The 16,946-nt window shown below is 73.1% G+C and carries 14 protein-coding genes; 12 read left to right on the top strand and 2 right to left on the bottom strand.

From position 1 onward, the window contains the following. Positions 1-316 precede the first annotated feature (316 nt). Entirely contained in the window at positions 317-508 is a 192-nt protein-coding gene (gene rpmB, locus ACFV4N_RS17280; RefSeq protein ID WP_033431502.1) for a 50S ribosomal protein L28, read from the bottom strand. A 157-nt stretch (positions 509-665) separates the two neighbouring features. On the opposite strand from rpmB, the gene ACFV4N_RS17275 reads away from it, so the two are divergent. The 3 genes from ACFV4N_RS17275 to ACFV4N_RS17265 all read left to right on the top strand — a co-directional run bounded on the left by ACFV4N_RS17275 (position 666) and on the right by ACFV4N_RS17265 (position 5,517). Beyond that, positions 666-2,264 carry a DAK2 domain-containing protein gene (locus ACFV4N_RS17275; RefSeq protein WP_499673527.1) on the top strand — a complete coding sequence of 533 codons (1,599 nt, stop codon included), beginning with the start codon at positions 666-668 and terminating at the stop codon, positions 2,262-2,264. Between the two features lie 14 nt (positions 2,265-2,278). Next, positions 2,279-4,462 (top strand): ATP-dependent DNA helicase RecG, encoded by a 2,184-nt coding sequence (gene recG, locus ACFV4N_RS17270; protein WP_499673526.1) that lies wholly within the window; start codon positions 2,279-2,281, stop codon positions 4,460-4,462. Positions 4,463-4,689: 227 nt separating this feature from the next. Next, complete coding sequence (locus ACFV4N_RS17265) at positions 4,690-5,517, top strand: SCO4651 family lipoprotein (RefSeq protein WP_499673525.1); 828 nt, start codon at positions 4,690-4,692, stop codon at positions 5,515-5,517. A gap of 364 nt (positions 5,518-5,881) precedes the next feature. Here the strand turns inward: ACFV4N_RS17265 and ACFV4N_RS17260 are convergent, their stop codons facing one another. After that, positions 5,882-7,375 carry a hypothetical protein gene (locus ACFV4N_RS17260; protein ID WP_499673524.1) on the bottom strand — a complete coding sequence of 498 codons (1,494 nt, stop codon included), beginning with the start codon at positions 7,373-7,375 and terminating at the stop codon, positions 5,882-5,884. A gap of 561 nt (positions 7,376-7,936) precedes the next feature. On the opposite strand from ACFV4N_RS17260, the gene ACFV4N_RS17255 reads away from it, so the two are divergent. From ACFV4N_RS17255 to rpmF, 9 genes are all read left to right on the top strand, one after another. Beyond that, positions 7,937-11,314, top strand: coding sequence for a pyruvate carboxylase (locus ACFV4N_RS17255; protein ID WP_499673523.1), 3,378 nt, complete (start codon positions 7,937-7,939; stop codon positions 11,312-11,314). 326 nt (positions 11,315-11,640) lie between these two features. After that, entirely contained in the window at positions 11,641-12,726 is a 1,086-nt protein-coding gene (locus ACFV4N_RS17250; protein WP_499673522.1) for an MBL fold metallo-hydrolase, read from the top strand. Continuing rightward, the gene (locus ACFV4N_RS17245; protein WP_499673521.1) at positions 12,723-13,421 is read left to right on the top strand and encodes an SDR family NAD(P)-dependent oxidoreductase; all 699 of its coding nucleotides are present in this window, start codon (positions 12,723-12,725) and stop codon (positions 13,419-13,421) included. Before ACFV4N_RS17250 ends, ACFV4N_RS17245 begins: the two co-directional genes overlap by 4 nt. 4 nt (positions 13,422-13,425) lie before the next feature. Then, positions 13,426-13,992, top strand: coding sequence for a 16S rRNA (guanine(966)-N(2))-methyltransferase RsmD (gene rsmD / locus ACFV4N_RS17240; protein ID WP_499673520.1), 567 nt, complete (start codon positions 13,426-13,428; stop codon positions 13,990-13,992). 53 nt (positions 13,993-14,045) lie between these two features. After that, on the top strand, positions 14,046-14,528 hold the full coding sequence (coaD, locus tag ACFV4N_RS17235) for a pantetheine-phosphate adenylyltransferase (RefSeq protein ID WP_499673519.1): 483 nt from the start codon (positions 14,046-14,048) through the stop codon (positions 14,526-14,528). 65 nt (positions 14,529-14,593) lie between these two features. Next, the gene (locus ACFV4N_RS17230) at positions 14,594-15,001 is read left to right on the top strand and encodes a guanyl-specific ribonuclease (protein WP_499673518.1); all 408 of its coding nucleotides are present in this window, start codon (positions 14,594-14,596) and stop codon (positions 14,999-15,001) included. Positions 15,002-15,238: 237 nt separating this feature from the next. Next, the gene (locus ACFV4N_RS17225) at positions 15,239-15,955 is read left to right on the top strand and encodes a DivIVA domain-containing protein (protein WP_499673517.1); all 717 of its coding nucleotides are present in this window, start codon (positions 15,239-15,241) and stop codon (positions 15,953-15,955) included. Positions 15,956-16,071: 116 nt separating this feature from the next. Beyond that, complete coding sequence (locus tag ACFV4N_RS17220) at positions 16,072-16,659, top strand: YceD family protein (RefSeq protein ID WP_499673516.1); 588 nt, start codon at positions 16,072-16,074, stop codon at positions 16,657-16,659. Positions 16,660-16,661: 2 nt separating this feature from the next. Further along, the gene (rpmF, locus tag ACFV4N_RS17215) at positions 16,662-16,844 is read left to right on the top strand and encodes a 50S ribosomal protein L32 (protein WP_438925070.1); all 183 of its coding nucleotides are present in this window, start codon (positions 16,662-16,664) and stop codon (positions 16,842-16,844) included. Positions 16,845-16,946 lie beyond the last annotated feature (102 nt).

The raw sequence follows: 16,946 nt of genomic DNA, 5'->3' as shown, positions 1-16,946 counted from the left end.
TTCGAGTGATTCGCGCTTGACGCGTCGCGACCGGGCAACCCCATGCTCGTCCACCCGGACACCGCAAGTCGTCCACCCCGGAGTCCCGGGCTCGCCCACCAGGGCCCGGCGGGTCCGTCCTCTGGCACCCCGTACCCGCCGCCCGGCAGGCCCGGGGTGGACGACGAGGGGCCGGCCACCTCGTTCCCGGGGTGACCGGCCCCTTCTACCGCTCCGGCCGAGCCGGAACGCCCTTCGACGAGCGCCCCGGGACGACGAAGGGCCGGTCACCCCGTCCGAGGTGACCGGCCCTTCGCCAACGCGTGGGGACGCGGCCTCAGCCGCGCACCACCTTGCCCGCCTTCAGGCACGAGGTGCACACGTTCAGACGCTGCCGCTGCGAGGGCGAGACCTTCGCGCGGACGGTCTGGATGTTCGGGTTCCACCGACGGTTGGTGCGCCGGTGGGAGTGCGAGACCGACTTGCCGAAGCCCGGCCCCTTGCCACAGACGTCGCACACGGCAGCCACGTCAGCCACTCCTTAGGTTTCCTCAGCGGTACTCACGCCCCGGCGGGCGCGCAAGCGTGCACAAGCCTCAGCCGGGCATGGCAACCTGGACAGGGTAGCCCGTGGGCCGCGCCGCCTCCAAACCGGGTCGCGACCGGGCCGAAGTACCCTCCCCGCCATGCGGGCTCTCGATGCGGTCGCGGTGCGCCAGTGGGCGGACGCCTGTGTGCGGTCCCTGGACGCCAACCGGGAGGACATCGACCGCATCAACGTCTTCCCGGTGCCCGACGGCGACACCGGCACGAACCTGCTCCAGACCATGCGCTCGGCCCTGGACAACCTGCTCCGCACCCCCGTCGACTCGGTCGGCGCGGCGCTGGCGGCCCTGGCCCGCGGCGCCCTGGCCGGCGCCCGCGGCAACTCCGGGGTGATCCTGTCCCAGGTGCTGCGCGGGCTCGCCGAGGCGGCCCAGGGCGCCTCCACGGCCACCGGCGCGTCGCTGCGCCGGGCGCTGCTGAGGGCCGACGAGCTGGCCGCGGCCGCCGTGTCCGAGCCCGTGCCCGGCACCGTGCTGTCCGTGCTGCGCGCCGCCGCCGAGGCGGCCCGCGACTGCGGCTCCGACGAGCTGGGCGACGTGGCGACCGCGGCGGCCGGGGCGGGCGCGACCGCGCTGGCCGACACCCCGCGCCAACTGGCCGTGCTGGCGCGCGCCGGCGTGGTCGACGCGGGCGGTCGCGGCTTGGTGGTGCTGCTGGACGCGCTGGCCGCGGTGATCACCGGGCGGGCCGTGCCGCCCGCGCCCGCCGGGCCGCCGGTGCCGCGCGACGCGCTGACCACCGCGCGCGAGGCCGGGTCGCCCGAGTTCGAGTACGAGGTCATGTACCTGCTCGACGGCACGTCCGACGACGGGGCCGAGCGCCTGAGGACCGCGCTGGGCGCGCTGGGCGACTGCGTGTCGGTCGTGGGCGACGGCGCGGGCCTGTGGACCGTGCACGTCCACTGCAACGACATCGGCGCGGCGGTCGAGGCGGGCGTCGAGGCAGGCCGGCCGCACCGGATCACCGTGGCCAGGTTCGCCGACCAGGTCGCCGCCCAGGCGTCCCGGTTCACCCGCGAGCGCGCCGTCGTGGCGCTGGTCGACGGCCCGGGTGTGGCCGAGCTGTTCCGCTCCGAGGGTGCGGTGGTGCTCGAACCCGGCGAGTCCGCGACGGCGGCCGACCTGCTCGCCGTGCTCACCGGCACCCGCGCGCGGCACGTGACCGTGCTGCCCGGCGACCCGGCGCTGCGCGAGCCGCTGGACGACGCCGTGGCGCAGGCCTGCGCCGCCGGGCAGGACGTGGTCGTGGTGCCGATGTTCTCGCCGGTGCAGGCCCTGGCCGCGCTGGCCGTGCACTCCGGGAGCAGGCGGGCGGGCGACGACGTGGTGGCCATGGCCGAGGCCGCCGCCGCGACCCGCCGCGGCGAGGTCGCCGTGTCCGAGCGGGAGGCCATCACCTGGGTCGGCCGCTGCCTGCCCGGCGACCTGCTCGGCATGGTCGACGGCGAGGTCGTGCTGATCGAGCCGGGCGACGCCGACGTGGGCGCGCTGGCGTGCCGGCTGGTCGACCGGATGCTCGCCAGCGGCGGCGAGCTGGTCACCGTGCTGCTCGGCCGGGCCGCCCCCGACGGGGTCGAGCGGGTGCTGGAGGATCACCTCCGCGTCGCCCACCCCGAGGTGGAGCTGGCCGCCTACGACGGCGGGCAGCCGGACGCGATCCTGGTTGTCGGTGTCGAGTAGTTGGATGGGCCGCGATGACGACCTTCGACGACAAGCTGGAGCCGGTGCTCGGCAAGAAGAGCGCCGACGCGCTGGAGTCCGGCCTCGGCCTGCGCACGGTCGGTGACCTGCTGCGCCACTACCCGCGCCGGTACGACGAGCGGGGGCAGCTCACCGAGATCAAGGGCCTGGAGCTGGGCGAGCACGTGACCGTGCAGGCGCGGGTGAAGAGCGCGCGCCAGCGGCGGATGAAATCGCGCGCCGGCGAGTTGCTGGAAGCCGTCATCACCGACGGGTCGAGCGACCTGCACCTGGTGTTCTTCGGCCGCGGCTCCCGCAAGGTGGAGCGCGAGCTGCTGCCCGGCCGCGAGGCGATGTTCGCGGGCAAGGTCGGCATGTTCAACGGCAAGCTCCAGCTCGCCCACCCCGACTACCAGGTGCTCGACGGGCAGGAGGGCGACGCGGCCAGGTTCGCGGGCGCGTTCATCCCGGTCTACCCGGCGGCGCAGGGCATCCAGTCGTGGCACGTGTCCAACTGCGTCGAGCAGGTCCTGGCCGTGTGGGACGGGGTGGCCGAGGACCCGCTGCCGGCGTCGCTGCGGCAGGAGCGCGGCCTCGTGCCGCTGGAGAAGGCCCTGCGGGACATCCACCGCCCCGACGGCTGGCCAGCGATCACCGTGGCGCAGCAGCGCCTCAAGTGGGACGAGGCGATGGCCGTCCAGTTGGCCCTGGCGCAGCGCCGCCGGTCGTCCAACGCCCGCCCGGCCCCCGCCTGCCCGCCCCGGACCGGGCTGGTGCGCGACGCCTTCGACGACCGCCTGCCGTTCGAGCTGACCGCGGGGCAGCGCGAGGTGGGGGAGCGGATCGCCGCCGACCTGTCCGGCGAGCACCCGATGAACCGGCTGCTCCAGGGCGAGGTCGGGTCCGGCAAGACGATGGTCGCGCTGCGGGCGATGCTCCAGGTCGTGGACGCCGGGCGGCAGGCGGCGATGCTCGCGCCCACCGAGGTGCTGGCCGCGCAGCACGCGCGGTCGCTGCGGGAGCTGCTGGGCGACCTCGCCCAGGCTGGTGAGCTGGGCGCGGCCGAGCACGCGACGCGGGTGACGCTGCTGACCGGCTCCATGGGCGCGGCGGCGCGGAAGCGGGCGCTGCTGGAGATCGTGACCGGCGAGGCCGGGATCGTGGTGGGCACGCACGCGCTGATCCAGGACAAGGTCGAGTTCGCCGACCTCGGCCTGGTCGTGGTGGACGAGCAGCACCGGTTCGGCGTCGAGCAGCGGGCGGCGCTGAGCGGGCGGGCCGGCGGGTCGACGCCGCACGTCCTGGTGATGACCGCCACACCGATCCCGCGCACGGTCGCCATGACGGTGTACGGCGACCTGGAGGTGTCCGCGCTGCGGGAGCTGCCCGCCGGGCGGTCGCCGATCAGCACGTCCGTGGTGCCGGTGGCGGAGAAGCCGGCGTGGCTGGACCGGGCCTGGCAGCGCATCCACGAGGAGGTCGGCAAGGGCCACCAGGTGTACGTGGTGTGCCCGCGCATCGGCGACGGCGAGGGCGACGACGCGGAGCCCGGCGAGCCGCCGAAGGAGGACGGCTCCGATCGGCGCCCGCCGCTGGCCGTGCTGGACGTGGCCGAACGGCTGGCCGAGGGCCCGTTGCGGGGCCTGCGGATCGGCGTCCTGCACGGCCGGATGGCCCCGGACGACAAGGACGCCGTGATGCGGGCGTTCGCGGCGAACGAGGTGCAGGTGCTCGTGGCCACGACCGTGGTCGAGGTCGGTGTGAACGTGCCCAACGCCACCGTGATGGTCATCATGGACGCGGACCGGTTCGGCGTGAGCCAGCTGCACCAGCTCCGGGGACGGGTCGGCCGGGGCAGCGCGCCGGGGCTCTGCCTGCTGGTGACGGAGATGCCGGAGGGCACGCCGACCATGGCGCGGCTGCGGGCCGTGGAGTCCACTGTGGATGGCTTCGAGCTGGCGCAGCTGGACCTGGAGCTGAGGCGCGAGGGCGACATCCTCGGCGCGGCCCAGTCGGGGACGCGGTCGGGGTTGAAGATGCTGTCGCTGCTGCGCGACGAGGACGTGATCGCGGAGGCCCGGGTGGTGGCGCAGCAGGTCGTGGACGCGGACCCGGACCTGACGGCGCACCCGGGCCTGGCGCTGCTGGTGGCGGGGCTGCTGGACGACGAGCGGGCGGAGTACCTGGAGAAGGCATAGCGGGCGGGGCGTGGGTGCCTGAGGTGCTGGGCGGGGTGCCTGAGGTGCCGGGCGGGGGTGCCCGGGGTGCCGACGAGCGGGTTGCCCGGCGGACGGGTTGCCCGGGTGGGCTCGGCGGGCGAGTGCCCGGGGATGGCCTGGCGGGCGGGTTGCTCGGGAGGGCCTGACAGGTGGGGGCCTGGCGAGCGCGCCGGAGGGGCCGGGCTCGGGTGTGGTTACCCTGACTCGTGCGCCGATTCCTGCTCGCCCTGGTTCCGCTCGCCTTGGTCCCGCTGGCGCTGGCCGCGTGCTCGTCCGCGCCGTCCGGTGACCCGGCCCCGTCCACCTCGTCCCTGCCCAAGGGCGACCTGGCGGTGCTGGCCGAACGCGTCGGGCAGCGGCGGGCCGAGCTGTCCACCGCCTCGTTCCACACCGAGGGTTTCGCCAGCGACGGAGAGGGCCTGGACGTGCGCAACGTCGTGGACGGGGTCGTGCGGTACTCCGGCGGCAGCGTGAGCGCGTCGATGGAGATGGACGTGTCGACCGGCGGGCAGGCCCCGAACCGGACATCGCTGGTCCTGGTGCCCGGCGGGACTTACGTGCGGGTCGCGGGCGCGCCCATGCCGGAGGGCAAGCGGTGGGGCTACTACACGGCGGAGAACAGCGCCGGGCTGGGCGCGCTGCTGCGCGGGTTCGGGCCGAGCGCGACGGTGGGAGCCGAGCTGGACTACCTCCAGCCGAGGGCCGCGCTGATCGTCGGCCAGGGCGCCGAGGAGTTGGACGGGGTGCCGGCGAAGAGGTACGACCTGGTCGTGGACACCTTCAAGATGGCCAAGACCATCGAGGACCCGGACATCCAGCTCCAGCACACCCAGCTGGCCGAGCACGGGGTGAAGATCGCCGCGTCGGTGTGGGTCGACGACACCTCGGCGCCGCTGAAGGCCGAGTACCGGTTCGAGCTGAACGGCAAGGTGGTCAAGCAGTCCACCACCCGGTTCCGCGACTGGGGCGAACCGGTCGACGTGATCGTGCCCAACCAGGCGGAAGTGGTCCCGGCGGAGCAGTTGCCCCAGTAGCGGCGACTAGCGGCCCCGACCAACCGGAGCCGGAAGACCGGAGCCAGAAGGCCGGAGCCAGAAGACCGGAGCCGGAAGACCTGGCGGCCGTAGCCGCGCACCGACGAGCGGATGCGCGCGGGCCGCGCGGGCCGCGCGGGCGGCTCGGGCGGCTCGGGCGGCTCGGACGAGGCTGGTCGCGGTGCCCGACGCCCTCTACGGCCGGGACGGTCGAGATCGAAGCCCCGGCCGAGTCGGGTGTGACCCGCGACGGACGGCCCGAGTGGCCAACGGACGGCCCGAGTGGCCAGACGGGCCGACCGGCCGGTTGAGGCAGCTTCCCGCGACCTCTCGGGGGCCGTCGTTGCGCGGCCCCCGGACGCCGCTACTTCCCCTTCTTGGGGAGGTGGAGCTTGGCGGTCGGCTGCTCGGACGGGTCCACGGCCTTCTCGCCCGACCGCGCACCGCCTGACCGCGCACCGCCCGGCTTCATGCCGCCCGGCTTCGTGCCGCTCGGGGTCGTGCCGCTCGGGGTCGTGCCGGCCGGGGTCGTGCCGGCCGGGGTCGTGCCGGTCGACTTCACCCCGGCCGACTTCGTGCCGACCGTGGGCACCGCCACCGGCATCGTGTCGCCCGAGCTGGTGTCGGCCTGCTTCGCCTCGCCAGGCTCGGTGGTGTCGCCCGGCTTGGTCTCACCGGGCTTGGCGTCACCGGGCTTGGCGGCGGTGTCCGGTGTGGTGGCGTCCGGTGTGGTGGCGGTGTCCGGGTTGGCGGCGGTGTCCGGGTTGGAGGTCTCGGTCGTGGCCTGGTCGGCCTGGTTGTCGAACTCCAGGGGGACGAGGGTCGCCATCGCCCTGGTCACCGCCTCCTGGGCCGCGGTGAACTGCTCCGACAGGGCCGCGTGGACGGTGCGCAGCTCGGTCAGCTTCCGCTCCGCCGCGGTGATGCGGCTCGTGGCGTGGGCGTCCGCCTCGGTGACGGTCTTCTCGGCCCGGGCGTCCGCCTCGGTGATCGTCTTCTCGGCTTGGGCGTTGGCGTCGCCGACCGTCTTCTCGGCGCGGGCGTTGGCCTCGGTGACGGTCCGCTCCGCCTCCGCGTTGGCGTCGCTGATCGCCTTCTCCGCCTTCGCCAGCGCCTCGGACTCCAGCTCGGCGATCTGCTTCTCCGTTTCGGCGCGCAGCGTCGCGGTCTCGGCGCGGGCGGCTTCGAGGAGCTTCGCGGCCTCGGCCTTGGCCTCGACCACGTGCGCCTCGTGCTCCTTGCGGAGCTTGGCGCGCAGTTCGTCGTACTCCTTGTCCAGGTCGTCGTGGTAGCCCTTGTACTTCTGCTCCAGCTCGGTCCGCTTCGCGTCCAGCTCGGCGGTCTTCGCCTCGAACTCCGAGGTCATCCGCTCGCGGTCCGCGCGGACCTCGGCCAGCAGCGCCTCGTGCTCGGCGTTGAGCTTCGCCCGCAGCTCCTCGTGCGACCTCTCCAGCTCGGCGCGCCGCTCCTCGTGCTGCCGCTCCAGCTCGGTGGTCCGCTGGAGGTGCGCCGCCTCCAACTGCCGGCGCCGGTCCTCCAGCTCCGCCATCGCCCGCTGGTGCGCCGCCCTGCCCTCGGCCGCCGCGCGCTCGGCCTCGGCGCGCGTGGCGTTCGCCTGGTCCTGCGCCGCCTTGCGGATGTCGGCGATCTCCTCCTCGGCCAACGTCATCATCACGCGCACGCGCTCGGTGACGTTGGACGCGTTGACCGGGCTGTTGGCCAGGTTGTTGAGCTGGGACTTGACCTTGTCCAGCTCCGCGCGCGTGCCGTTGAGCACCTTCGTCAGCTCGGCGACCTGGGCCGACGCCGCCTCGCGCGCTCTGTTGGAGTTCTTCAGGTCGAACTCCAGGCGTGTCACGCGCTCGTTCACCTGGCGCTGGTTGTACCCGCGGAGAACGACGTCGAAATGGGTGCGGGCAGCAGGCTGCCCAGTCCCTTCAGCCCCGGCCATGGAGCCAACCCTACCGAGAACACGGCTGTCGTGGTCACTCGATGCGGTGAACGCAGCGTAATCGGTCGGTAGTGGAGCGTCGCGAAAGCGGTGCGGCGCGTGAGGCGGCGGGCTGCTGAGGCACGAGGAAAAGGGATCGGCGGGCGGTGGGCGGTGTGATGGGGCTCATGTGTTTATTTTCGAACGTGTGTTCGAGGCGTGCAAGATCTCGATCGGGTGAGGTGTCGGGGCGGGCGCGGGGGAGGCGTCCCAATGCCTGGTCGCTGCGGCCGTACCGCCTTCCAGGGGCTGCGCCGGAGCGCCGCGCAGGGGAGAATCCCGGGGCATGGTCCCAGGTCGCGCCGGCCTTGACGGGGAAAGTGACCGATCACGATGACGTCCGTCACGTGAGATGGAACTCCCGAGGGGCGGGACGCGCACGGTAGCGTGCCTTGATTCACCCGCCGAGTTACCGGGAGGGAACGCCGAATGTTCCGCAAGGTCCTCGTCGCCAACCGCGGCGAGATCGCGATCCGGGCCTTTCGCGCTGCCTATGAACTGGGCGCCGGCACGGTTGCCGTCTTCCCCCACGAGGACCGCAACTCCCTGCACCGGTTGAAGGCCGACGAGTCCTACGAGATCGGTGAGCCCGGTCACCCGGTCCGGGCCTACCTGTCCGTCGAGGAGATCATCAAGGCGGCCCGCAAGGCGGGCGCCGACGCGGTCTACCCCGGCTACGGCTTCCTCTCGGAGAACCCCGAGCTGGCCAAGGCGTGCGCCGAGGCGGGCATCACCTTCGTGGGCCCGCCCACCGAGGTGCTGGAGCTGACCGGCAACAAGGCCCGCGCCATCGCGGCCGCCCGCGAGGCCGGCCTGCCCGTGCTCAAGTCCAGCGAGCCCTCCAGCGACGTCGAAGCCCTGCTGCGGGCCGCGGAGGACATCGACTTCCCGGTCTTCGTGAAGGCCGTGGCGGGCGGTGGCGGTCGCGGCATGAGGCGCGTGGAGGACCGCAACGCGCTGCGCGAGGCCCTGGAGGCCGCTTCCCGGGAGGCCGAGTCCGCGTTCGGCGACCCGACGGTGTTCCTGGAGCAGGCGGTGGTCGAGCCCCGCCACATCGAGGTGCAGATCCTCGCCGACGGCGAGGGCAACGTGATGCACCTGTTCGAGCGCGACTGCTCGGTGCAGCGCCGGCACCAGAAGGTCATCGAGATCGCGCCCGCGCCCAACCTCTCCCCGGAGCTGCGCGAGCGCATCTGCGGCGACGCGGTGAAGTTCGCCCGCCACATCGGCTACCGCAACGCGGGCACCGTCGAGTTCCTCCTCGACCCGAACGGCAACTACGTCTTCATCGAGATGAACCCGCGCATCCAGGTCGAGCACACGGTCACCGAGGAGGTGACCGACGTGGACCTGGTCCAGTCCCAGATGCGCATCGCCAGCGGCCAGAACCTCGCCGACCTGGGCCTGAGCCAGGACACCGTGCACCTGCGCGGCGCGGCCCTCCAGTGCCGCATCACCACCGAGGACCCGGCCAACGGCTTCCGCCCCGACACCGGCATGATCAGCGCCTACCGCTCGCCGGGCGGCTCGGGCGTGCGCCTGGACGGCGGCACCACGGGCGTGGGCACGGCCATCAGCGCCCACTTCGACTCGATGCTGGTCAAGCTCACGTGCCGCGGCCGCACGTTCTCCGCGGCGGTGGCGCGAGCCCGCCGCGCCGTGGCGGAGTTCCGCATCCGCGGCGTGTCCACGAACATCCCGTTCCTCCAGGCGGTGCTGGACGACCCGGACTTCTACGAGGGCCGCGTCACCACCTCGTTCATCGAGAAGCGCCCCCAGCTGCTCACCGCCCGCACCCCGGCCGACCGCGGCACGCGCCTGCTCACCTACCTGGCCGACGTCACGGTGAACAAGCCCAACGGCCCGCGCCCGGCCGCGGTCGACCCCAGGGTGAAGCTGCCCGCCGTCGACCTGGCCGCCGAGCCGCCCGCCGGGTCCAAGCAGAAGCTGGTGGAGCTGGGCCCGGAGGGCTTCGCCCGGTGGATGCGGGAGAGCAAGGCGCTGGGCGTCACCGACACCACGTTCCGCGACGCGCACCAGTCGCTGCTGGCGACCCGCGTGCGCACCAAGGACCTGCTGGCCGTGGCGCCGCACGTGGCGCGCCTGACGCCGCAGCTGCTGTCGCTGGAGGCGTGGGGCGGCGCGACCTACGACGTGGCGCTGCGCTTCCTCGCCGAAGACCCGTGGGAACGCCTCGCCGCGCTCCGCGAGGCCGTGCCGAACATCACCCTCCAGATGCTGCTGCGCGGCCGCAACACGGTCGGCTACACGCCGTACCCCGAGGCCGTGACCAGCGCTTTCGTCCAGGAGGCGACGAAGACCGGCATCGACATCTTCCGCATCTTCGACGCGCTCAACGACGTCGAGCAGATGCGCCCGGCCATCGAGGCGGTCCGCGAGACCGGCACGGCGGTCGCGGAGGTCGCGCTCTGCTACACCGCCGACCTGTCCGACCCGGCGGAGCGCCTCTACACGCTCGACTACTACCTCAAGCTGGCCGAGCAGATCGTCGGCGCGGGCGCGCACGTGCTCGCGGTCAAGGACATGGCGGGCCTGCTGCGCCCGCCCGCCGCGGCACGGCTGGTGAGCGCGCTGCGCAAGGAGTTCGACCTGCCGGTGCACCTGCACACCCACGACACGGCGGGCGGCCAGCTGGCCACCTACCTGGCGGCCATCCAGTCCGGTGTGGACGCGGTGGACGGCGCGGCCGCGTCGATGGCGGGCACCACGTCGCAGCCGCCGCTGTCGGCGATCGTCGCGGCGACCGACCACACCGACCACGCCACCGGCCTGGACCTGCGCGCGGTGTGCGACCTGGAGCCGTACTGGGAGTCGGTGCGCAAGGTCTACGCGCCGTTCGAGTCCGGCATCCCCGGCCCCACCGGCCGCGTCTACACGCACGAGATCCCCGGCGGGCAGCTGTCCAACCTGCGCACCCAGGCGGTGGCGCTGGGCCTCGGGCAGAAGTTCGAGGAGGTCGAGGCCATGTACGCCGCGGCCGACCGGATGCTCGGCAGGCTGGTCAAGGTGACGCCGTCGTCCAAGGTCGTCGGCGACCTCGCGCTGCACCTGGTGGGCGCGGGCGTGAAGCCGGAGGACTTCGAGGCCGACCCGGGCCGCTTCGACATCCCGGCCTCGGTGATCGGCTTCCTGCACGGCGAGCTGGGCGACCCGCCCGGCGGCTGGCCCGAGCCGTTCCGCAGCAAGGCGCTGAAGGGCCGGCCCGCGCCCAAGGGCGTGGCGGAGCTCACCGAGGAGGACGAGAAGGGCCTGGAGACCGACCGCCGCGCCACGCTCAACCGCCTGCTGTTCCCCGCGCCGACCAAGGAGTTCCAGGCGCACCGGGAGGCGTACGGCGACACCAGCGTGCTCGGCAGCAAGGACTTCTTCTACGGCCTCAAGCCGGGCGAGGAGTACCAGGTCGACTTGGAGCCGGGCGTGCGGCTGCTGATCGGCCTGGAGGCCATCGGCGAGGCGGACGAGCGGGGCATGCGCACGGTCATGGCCGTGCTCAACGGCCAGTTGCGGCCGATCCAGGTGCGCGACCGGTCGGTCGCGTCCGAGGTGCCGGTGGCGGAGAAGGCCGACCGCGGCAACCCGGACCACGTCGCCGCGCCGTTCGCGGGCGTGCTCACGCCGAGCGTGGCCGAGGGCGACGCGGTCGAGGCGGGCCAGACGGTCGCGACCATCGAGGCGATGAAGATGGAGGCCGCGATCACCGCGCCGAGGTCCGGCCGGGTCAAGCGCCTGGCCGTGCGGGGCGTGCAGCAGGTCGAGGGCGGCGACCTGCTGATCGTGCTGGAGTGAGGTGGCGCCGGGGCCGGGCTGCGCGCCCGACCCCGGACCACGTGGGGGTGTTCGGGTGACGGTCGGGAGCAGCGAGGAAGGGCTGGACGACGGGCTCCCGGCCCTGCTCTCCGATCGTCACCCGAGGGTGGTATCGCACGCGGCGGCGTTGTCCGAGCCGGTGCCGGGGGCCGGTCTGCCGCCGGAAGTCACAGCGCGGGTCGACGCTGCGCTCGCGGACGGCTGTCCGACGTTGCACCCTTTGTGGGAAGGCGGTCACCCGTAGGCGTGGTTCCGGTCACGGTGCGGCAGGGAACCGCTCGATCCGGCGCCGCGTTGGAGGCTCCATGAAGAAGGTCACCGCCGCAGTGCTCGCCCTCTCCGCCGGCGCCCTCGCGTGGGCCGCGCGGGACGTGCCGACCGCGCTGGGCGGCAAGCCCGGCGACGAGCGGGTGCGGCGGTCGCCCCGGTACCGCGACGGCAAGTTCCACAACGACCACCGGACCAGCACCATGCCGCCGGACGGCGCGGCGGGCACGGTGCGCGAGATGTTCTTCGGCGGGCAGCGGCGGCGGCCCGTGGGCGAGGTGCCGCTCGTGCCGCCCACCGGGGCGCCGGCGGGCGACGGCCTGCACATCACCTGGTACGGCCACGCGTCCACGCTCGTCGAGATCGACGGGGCCCGGGTGCTGCTGGACCCGGTGTGGAGCGAGCGCTGCTCACCGTCCCAGGTGGTCGGCCCCCGGCGGCTGCACCCGGCGCCGCACCGGCTGGACCAGGTCGGGCGGGTCGACGCGGTCGTCATCTCGCACGACCACTACGACCACCTCGACCTGGACACCGTGCGGGCGTTGACCCGGGACCAGGAGGCGGTCTTCGTGGTGCCGCTGGGCATCGGCGCGCACCTGCGCCGCTGGCAGGTGCCGGAGCACCGGATCGTCGAGCTGGACTGGGACGAGTCGCACGAGGTGGCCGGGATCACGCTCGTCGCGACGCCCGCGCAGCACTTCTCCGGCCGCGGCTTCGACCGGGACAACACGCTGTGGGCCTCGTGGGTGCTCAAGGGCCCGGAGCACCGCGTCTACTACACCGGCGACACGGGCTACTTCGACGGCTACCGGCGGATCGGCGAGGAGCACGGGCCGTTCGACGCCGCGCTGGTCCAGGTCGGCGCCTACGGACCGGGCTGGCCCGACATCCACATGACGCCGGAGCAGGGCGTGACCGCGCACCGCGACGTGCGCGGCGGGCTGCTGATCCCCGTGCACTGGGCCACGTTCAACCTCGCGTTCCACGACTGGTCCGAGCCCGTGGAGCGGGTGTGGCGCGAGGCCAAGGCCCACGGAATTCCGCTCGCCGTCCCCCGCCCGGGTGAGAGGATCAACGTCGACGAACCCCCCTCGGTCGACGGATGGTGGCAAGCGCTGGCATGACCAGGACAGCTGTGGTGACGGGCGGCGGCACCGGGATCGGCCGGGCCGTCGCCGAGGAGCTCCTCCGGCGCGGCCTCGACGTGGTGATCACCGGTCGCCGGGAGGACGTGCTGGCCAGGACCGCGGACGAGCTCGGCGCGCGGGCCGTGATGTTCGACGCGGCCGACCCGGCGGCGGTCCAGGCGGCCCTGGCGCACCTGCCCGAACGGGTGGACGTGCTGGTGAACAACGCGGGCGGGCTCGCGAGCGGCGACGACCTCAAGCAGCAGTGGCTGAAGGACTACGAGGCGAACGTCGTCACGGCCGTCCTCGTGACCACCGCCCTCGAACCGCGCCTCGCCGAGCAGGGGCGCGTGGTGACCATCGGGTCCATCGCGGGCCGGCGCGGCGGCGGCAGCTACGGCGCGGCCAAGGCGGCGGTCGAGGCGTGGACGGCCGAGCTGGCGTTCCGGCTCGGCGGGCGCGGCATCACCGCCAACGTCGTCTCGCCGGGGTTCGTGGAGGGCACGGAGTTCTTCGGCGGCGGCGGCGTGACCGAGCAGCGCCGTGCCCACCTCGTCGGGCAGACCGCCAACGGGCGCGCGGGCACGCCCGCCGACGTCGCCGCGGCCGTGGCGTTCCTCGCCTCTCCGGAGGCCGGGCACGTCACGGGGCAGGTGCTCCCCGTCAACGGCGGCGCGCACCTGGGACGATGACCGGGTGACCAGGATCGTCGCGGGTGTGGCGGGCGGCCGCCGGCTCCAGGTGCCGCCGCGCGGCACCCGACCCACCTCCGAGCGCGTGCGCGAGGCGTTGTTCAGCTCGCTGGAGACCCTCGTGGACCTCCGCGACGCGGTCGTGCTCGACCTGTACGCCGGGTCCGGCGCGCTCGGGTTCGAGGCGCTGTCGCGCGGCGCGGCGCGGGCCACGTTCGTGGAGTCGGACAAGCGGGCTGCCGAAGTGCTGAAGGGGAACGCGAAGGCGCTCGGGCTGCCCGGCGCGGTGGTGCTCAACCGCACCGCCGAGGCCGTCGTGGCCGTGCCGCCCGAAGTCCCGTGCGACGTGGTCTTCGCCGATCCGCCTTACGCCGTGGGCGACGACCAGTTGAACCGCGTGCTGTCCGCGCTGGTCGACAACGGGTGGACCGCGCCGGGGTCGCTGGTGGTCGTGGAGCGGGACGCGCGCGGTGCCGAACCGGTCTGGCCGCGTGCCGTGGAATCCTTGCGCGGCAAGCGTTATGGCGACACGGCCCTGCACTGGGCCGAACACGTTGCCGCCTCCGGGTGATGCGGACCACGACCTGAGTGGGTGCGTCCGATCGGGTGCTACCGTCCGAACCCATGACGCGTGCCGTGTGCCCCGGCTCCTACGACCCGGCGACCAACGGACACCTGGACATCATCGGCAGATCGGCGAAGCTCTTCGACGAGGTCGTCGTCGCGGTGATGATCAACAAGAACAAGAAGACGCTGTTCTCGGTCGAGGAGCGCACCGAGATGCTGCGCGAGGTGACCGCGCAGTGGCCGAACGTCCGCGTCGACGCCTGGCACGGCCTGCTGGTCGACTACTGCCGGGAGAACGACATCCAGGCCATCGTCAAGGGCCTGCGGGCGGTGAGCGACTACGACTACGAGTTGCAGATGGCGCAGATGAACCACCAGCTCACCGGCGTGGAGACGCTGTTCATGCCGACCAACCCGATCTACAGCTTCCTGGCCAGCTCGCTGGTGAAGGACGTGGCGACCTACGGCGGCGACGTGACCAGCCTGCTGCCGCCGTCGATCAAGGAGCGGCTGCTCAACCGGCTCGCGGAGCGTCGCTGACCGGTTACGGTTGGTTAACTGAACTCCCACCGGGAGGTCACCCGGCGTAGTTAGCGTTCGTCGGCATGAGCGGAATCACATCGCGCGCCGTGAAGGTGCTGCTCTCCCTGCTGCTCGTCCTCGTCGGCACCGCCGCCACCCCGGTGGCCGCGTCCGCCCAGGCCGCGTGCGGCGACACGTCGGCCTTCCGCCGGGTCGCCCTGTCCGGCCTGCCGACCCAGGCCACCGACACCGTCCGGCTGATCCAGCGCGGCGGGCCGTACCCGTACTCGCAGGACGACCAGACGTTCTACAACCGCGAGGGCGTCCTCCCGGCCTGCCCGACCGGCTACTACCGCGAGTACACGGTCAAGACCCCGGGCATCTCGACGCGCGGCGCGCGGCGCATCGTGACCGGCAACGCCACCCCGAAGCTCTACTTCTACACCGCCGACCACTACGCCACCTTCACCCTGGTCGACATCACCCGCTGACCGCGCGTGTCCTCCATTCGGACATCGCGTGTCCTCCGCTCGGACACCGCGTGCCGTCCATTCGGAACCGGCCGGCCCGTGGTCGAGCGTGCATTTCGCGGTGTCCGAGTGGAGGACACGCGGTGCGGGAGTGGAGGACACGCCGGGGTGGTGGACACGCTGGGGGGATCTCCCGGCGCTCGTGGGGGAGGCAGGGCACACTGGTACGGGTATTGCTGTGGGCGCGAGGAGTGTGACGTGTACCGGGTGTTCGAGGCCCTCGACGAGCTGGTCACGATCGTCGAGGAAGCGCGTGGCGTGCCGATGACCTCCGGTTGCGTCGTCCCTCGCGGTGACGTGCTCGAACTGCTCGACGACGTCCGCGACGCGATCCCCGCCGAGCTGGACGACGCGCAGGACGTGCTCGACCACCGCGACGAGCTGGTCGGCAAGGCCCAGCACGACGCAGAGCAGAACGTCAGCAAGGCCCGCTCGGACGCCGAGCGCATGGTCGCCGAGGCCCAGCACGAGGCCGAGCGGATGCTGTCCGAGGCCCGCGCCCGCGCCGAGCGGATGGTCGCCGAGGCCCAGGACCAGGCCGACCGCACCGTGGCGGCGGGCCGCAAGGAGTACGAGGACCTGGTGGGCCGCGCCCACGCCGAGGCCGACCGCATGGTCCAGGCGGGCCGGGCCAACTACGAGCGGGCGATCGAGGAGGGCCGGGCGGAGCAGGCGCGCCTGGTCACCCAGACCGAGGTCGTGCAGGCCGCCCACAACGAGGCCGCGCGCGTCCTGGAGGCCGCCCAGGCCGAGGCGCTCCGGCTGCGCAGCGAGTGCGACGCGTACGTGGACGGCAAGCTCGCCGACTTCGAGGACCTGCTCGCGCACACCCTGCGCAGCGTCGGCAAGGGTCGCTCGCACCTGCGCGGGCCGGCCGTCGCCAGCGCCGCCGCACCCTTCGACTACCGCGACTAGAGCACCGGAACGGTCCGTTCGAACGATGTCCCACCAGCCGATTTCACCTCGACGCCGGTTGTCCCGTACCCTTGACCGGCTGGTCGTGGTAAGTCCCCGTCAGCACACCACACATCATGTCTGAGCACCGTCACGCCTCCGCGCGTCCCGCAGCCACCGGGCCCTGGGTCATCGACACCAGGGACCTCGGGCGTCGTGCGGGCTCCAGCCGCAGGCTCGGCAGGACGGTGCCCGCCGAGGGCCTCGGCCTCCGGGACGTGATCGCGGTGCCGGCGGGGGGCGCGGTCGAACTCGACCTCCTGCTGGAGTCGGTGGTCGAAGGCGTGCTCGTGACGGGCACGGCCAAGACGGTGGTCGAAGGGGAGTGCTCGCGCTGCCTGGAGCCGCTGTCGGCGGAGGTCGAGGTGGAGCTGACCGAGCTGTACGCGTACCCGGACAGCACCACCGACGAGACCACCGAAGAGGACGAGGTCAGCCGTCTGCACGACGACCTGATCGACCTCGAACCCGTGGTGCGCGACGCCATCGTGCTCGCGCTGCCGCAGGTGCCGCTGTGCTCGCCGGACTGCCCTGGGCTGTGCGTCGACTGCGGCGGGAAGCTGGCTGATCTCGGCCCCGACCACGGGCATGAGACGATTGACCCCCGTTGGGCCGCTCTCCAGGAGCGGTTCGGCGGGACTCGTGACAATCCAGAGGAGAACTAGTCGTGGCCGTCCCGAAGCGGAAGATGTCGCGCTCGAACACGCGCTCGCGCCGCGCTCAGTGGAAGACCGCTGCCGTGCACCTGGTGGCCTGCCAGAACCGGGCCTGCCGCCAGCCGAAGCCGCAGCACGTCGCCTGCCCGACCTGTGGCCAGTACGACGGCCGCCAGGTCGTCCAGCCGGCCTGATCTCCCTGGCGAAGGTAGCGGAGAAAAGTGGGGGGTAGGTCGTCGCGCGGTCGGTCCGCCGACCGCGCCCCGTTGCTCGAAGCGCTCGGCGTCCCCTTGGAC

Origin of the sequence: Actinosynnema sp. NPDC059797 (genome assembly GCF_042732085.1) — a bacterium.
Taxonomy (GTDB): domain Bacteria; phylum Actinomycetota; class Actinomycetes; order Mycobacteriales; family Pseudonocardiaceae; genus Actinosynnema.
The sequence above is the reverse complement of the archived record's forward strand: the minus strand, read 5'-3'. Positions and strand labels throughout refer to the sequence as shown.

Bases quoted from the DNA above. Each gene is read 5' to 3' on its own strand.
- ACFV4N_RS17275 (WP_499673527.1), top strand. From the start codon at position 666: ATGCGGGCTCTCGATGCGGTCGCGGTGCGCCAGTGGGCGGACGCCTGT.
- recG (WP_499673526.1), top strand. From the start codon at position 2,279: ATGACGACCTTCGACGACAAGCTGGAGCCGGTGCTCGGCAAGAAGAGC.
- ACFV4N_RS17255 (WP_499673523.1), top strand. From the start codon at position 7,937: ATGTTCCGCAAGGTCCTCGTCGCCAACCGCGGCGAGATCGCGATCCGG.
- ACFV4N_RS17250 (WP_499673522.1), top strand. From the start codon at position 11,641: ATGAAGAAGGTCACCGCCGCAGTGCTCGCCCTCTCCGCCGGCGCCCTC.
- ACFV4N_RS17245 (WP_499673521.1), top strand. From the start codon at position 12,723: ATGACCAGGACAGCTGTGGTGACGGGCGGCGGCACCGGGATCGGCCGG.
- coaD (WP_499673519.1), top strand. From the start codon at position 14,046: ATGACGCGTGCCGTGTGCCCCGGCTCCTACGACCCGGCGACCAACGGA.
- ACFV4N_RS17230 (WP_499673518.1), top strand. From the start codon at position 14,594: ATGAGCGGAATCACATCGCGCGCCGTGAAGGTGCTGCTCTCCCTGCTG.
- ACFV4N_RS17220 (WP_499673516.1), top strand. From the start codon at position 16,072: ATGTCTGAGCACCGTCACGCCTCCGCGCGTCCCGCAGCCACCGGGCCC.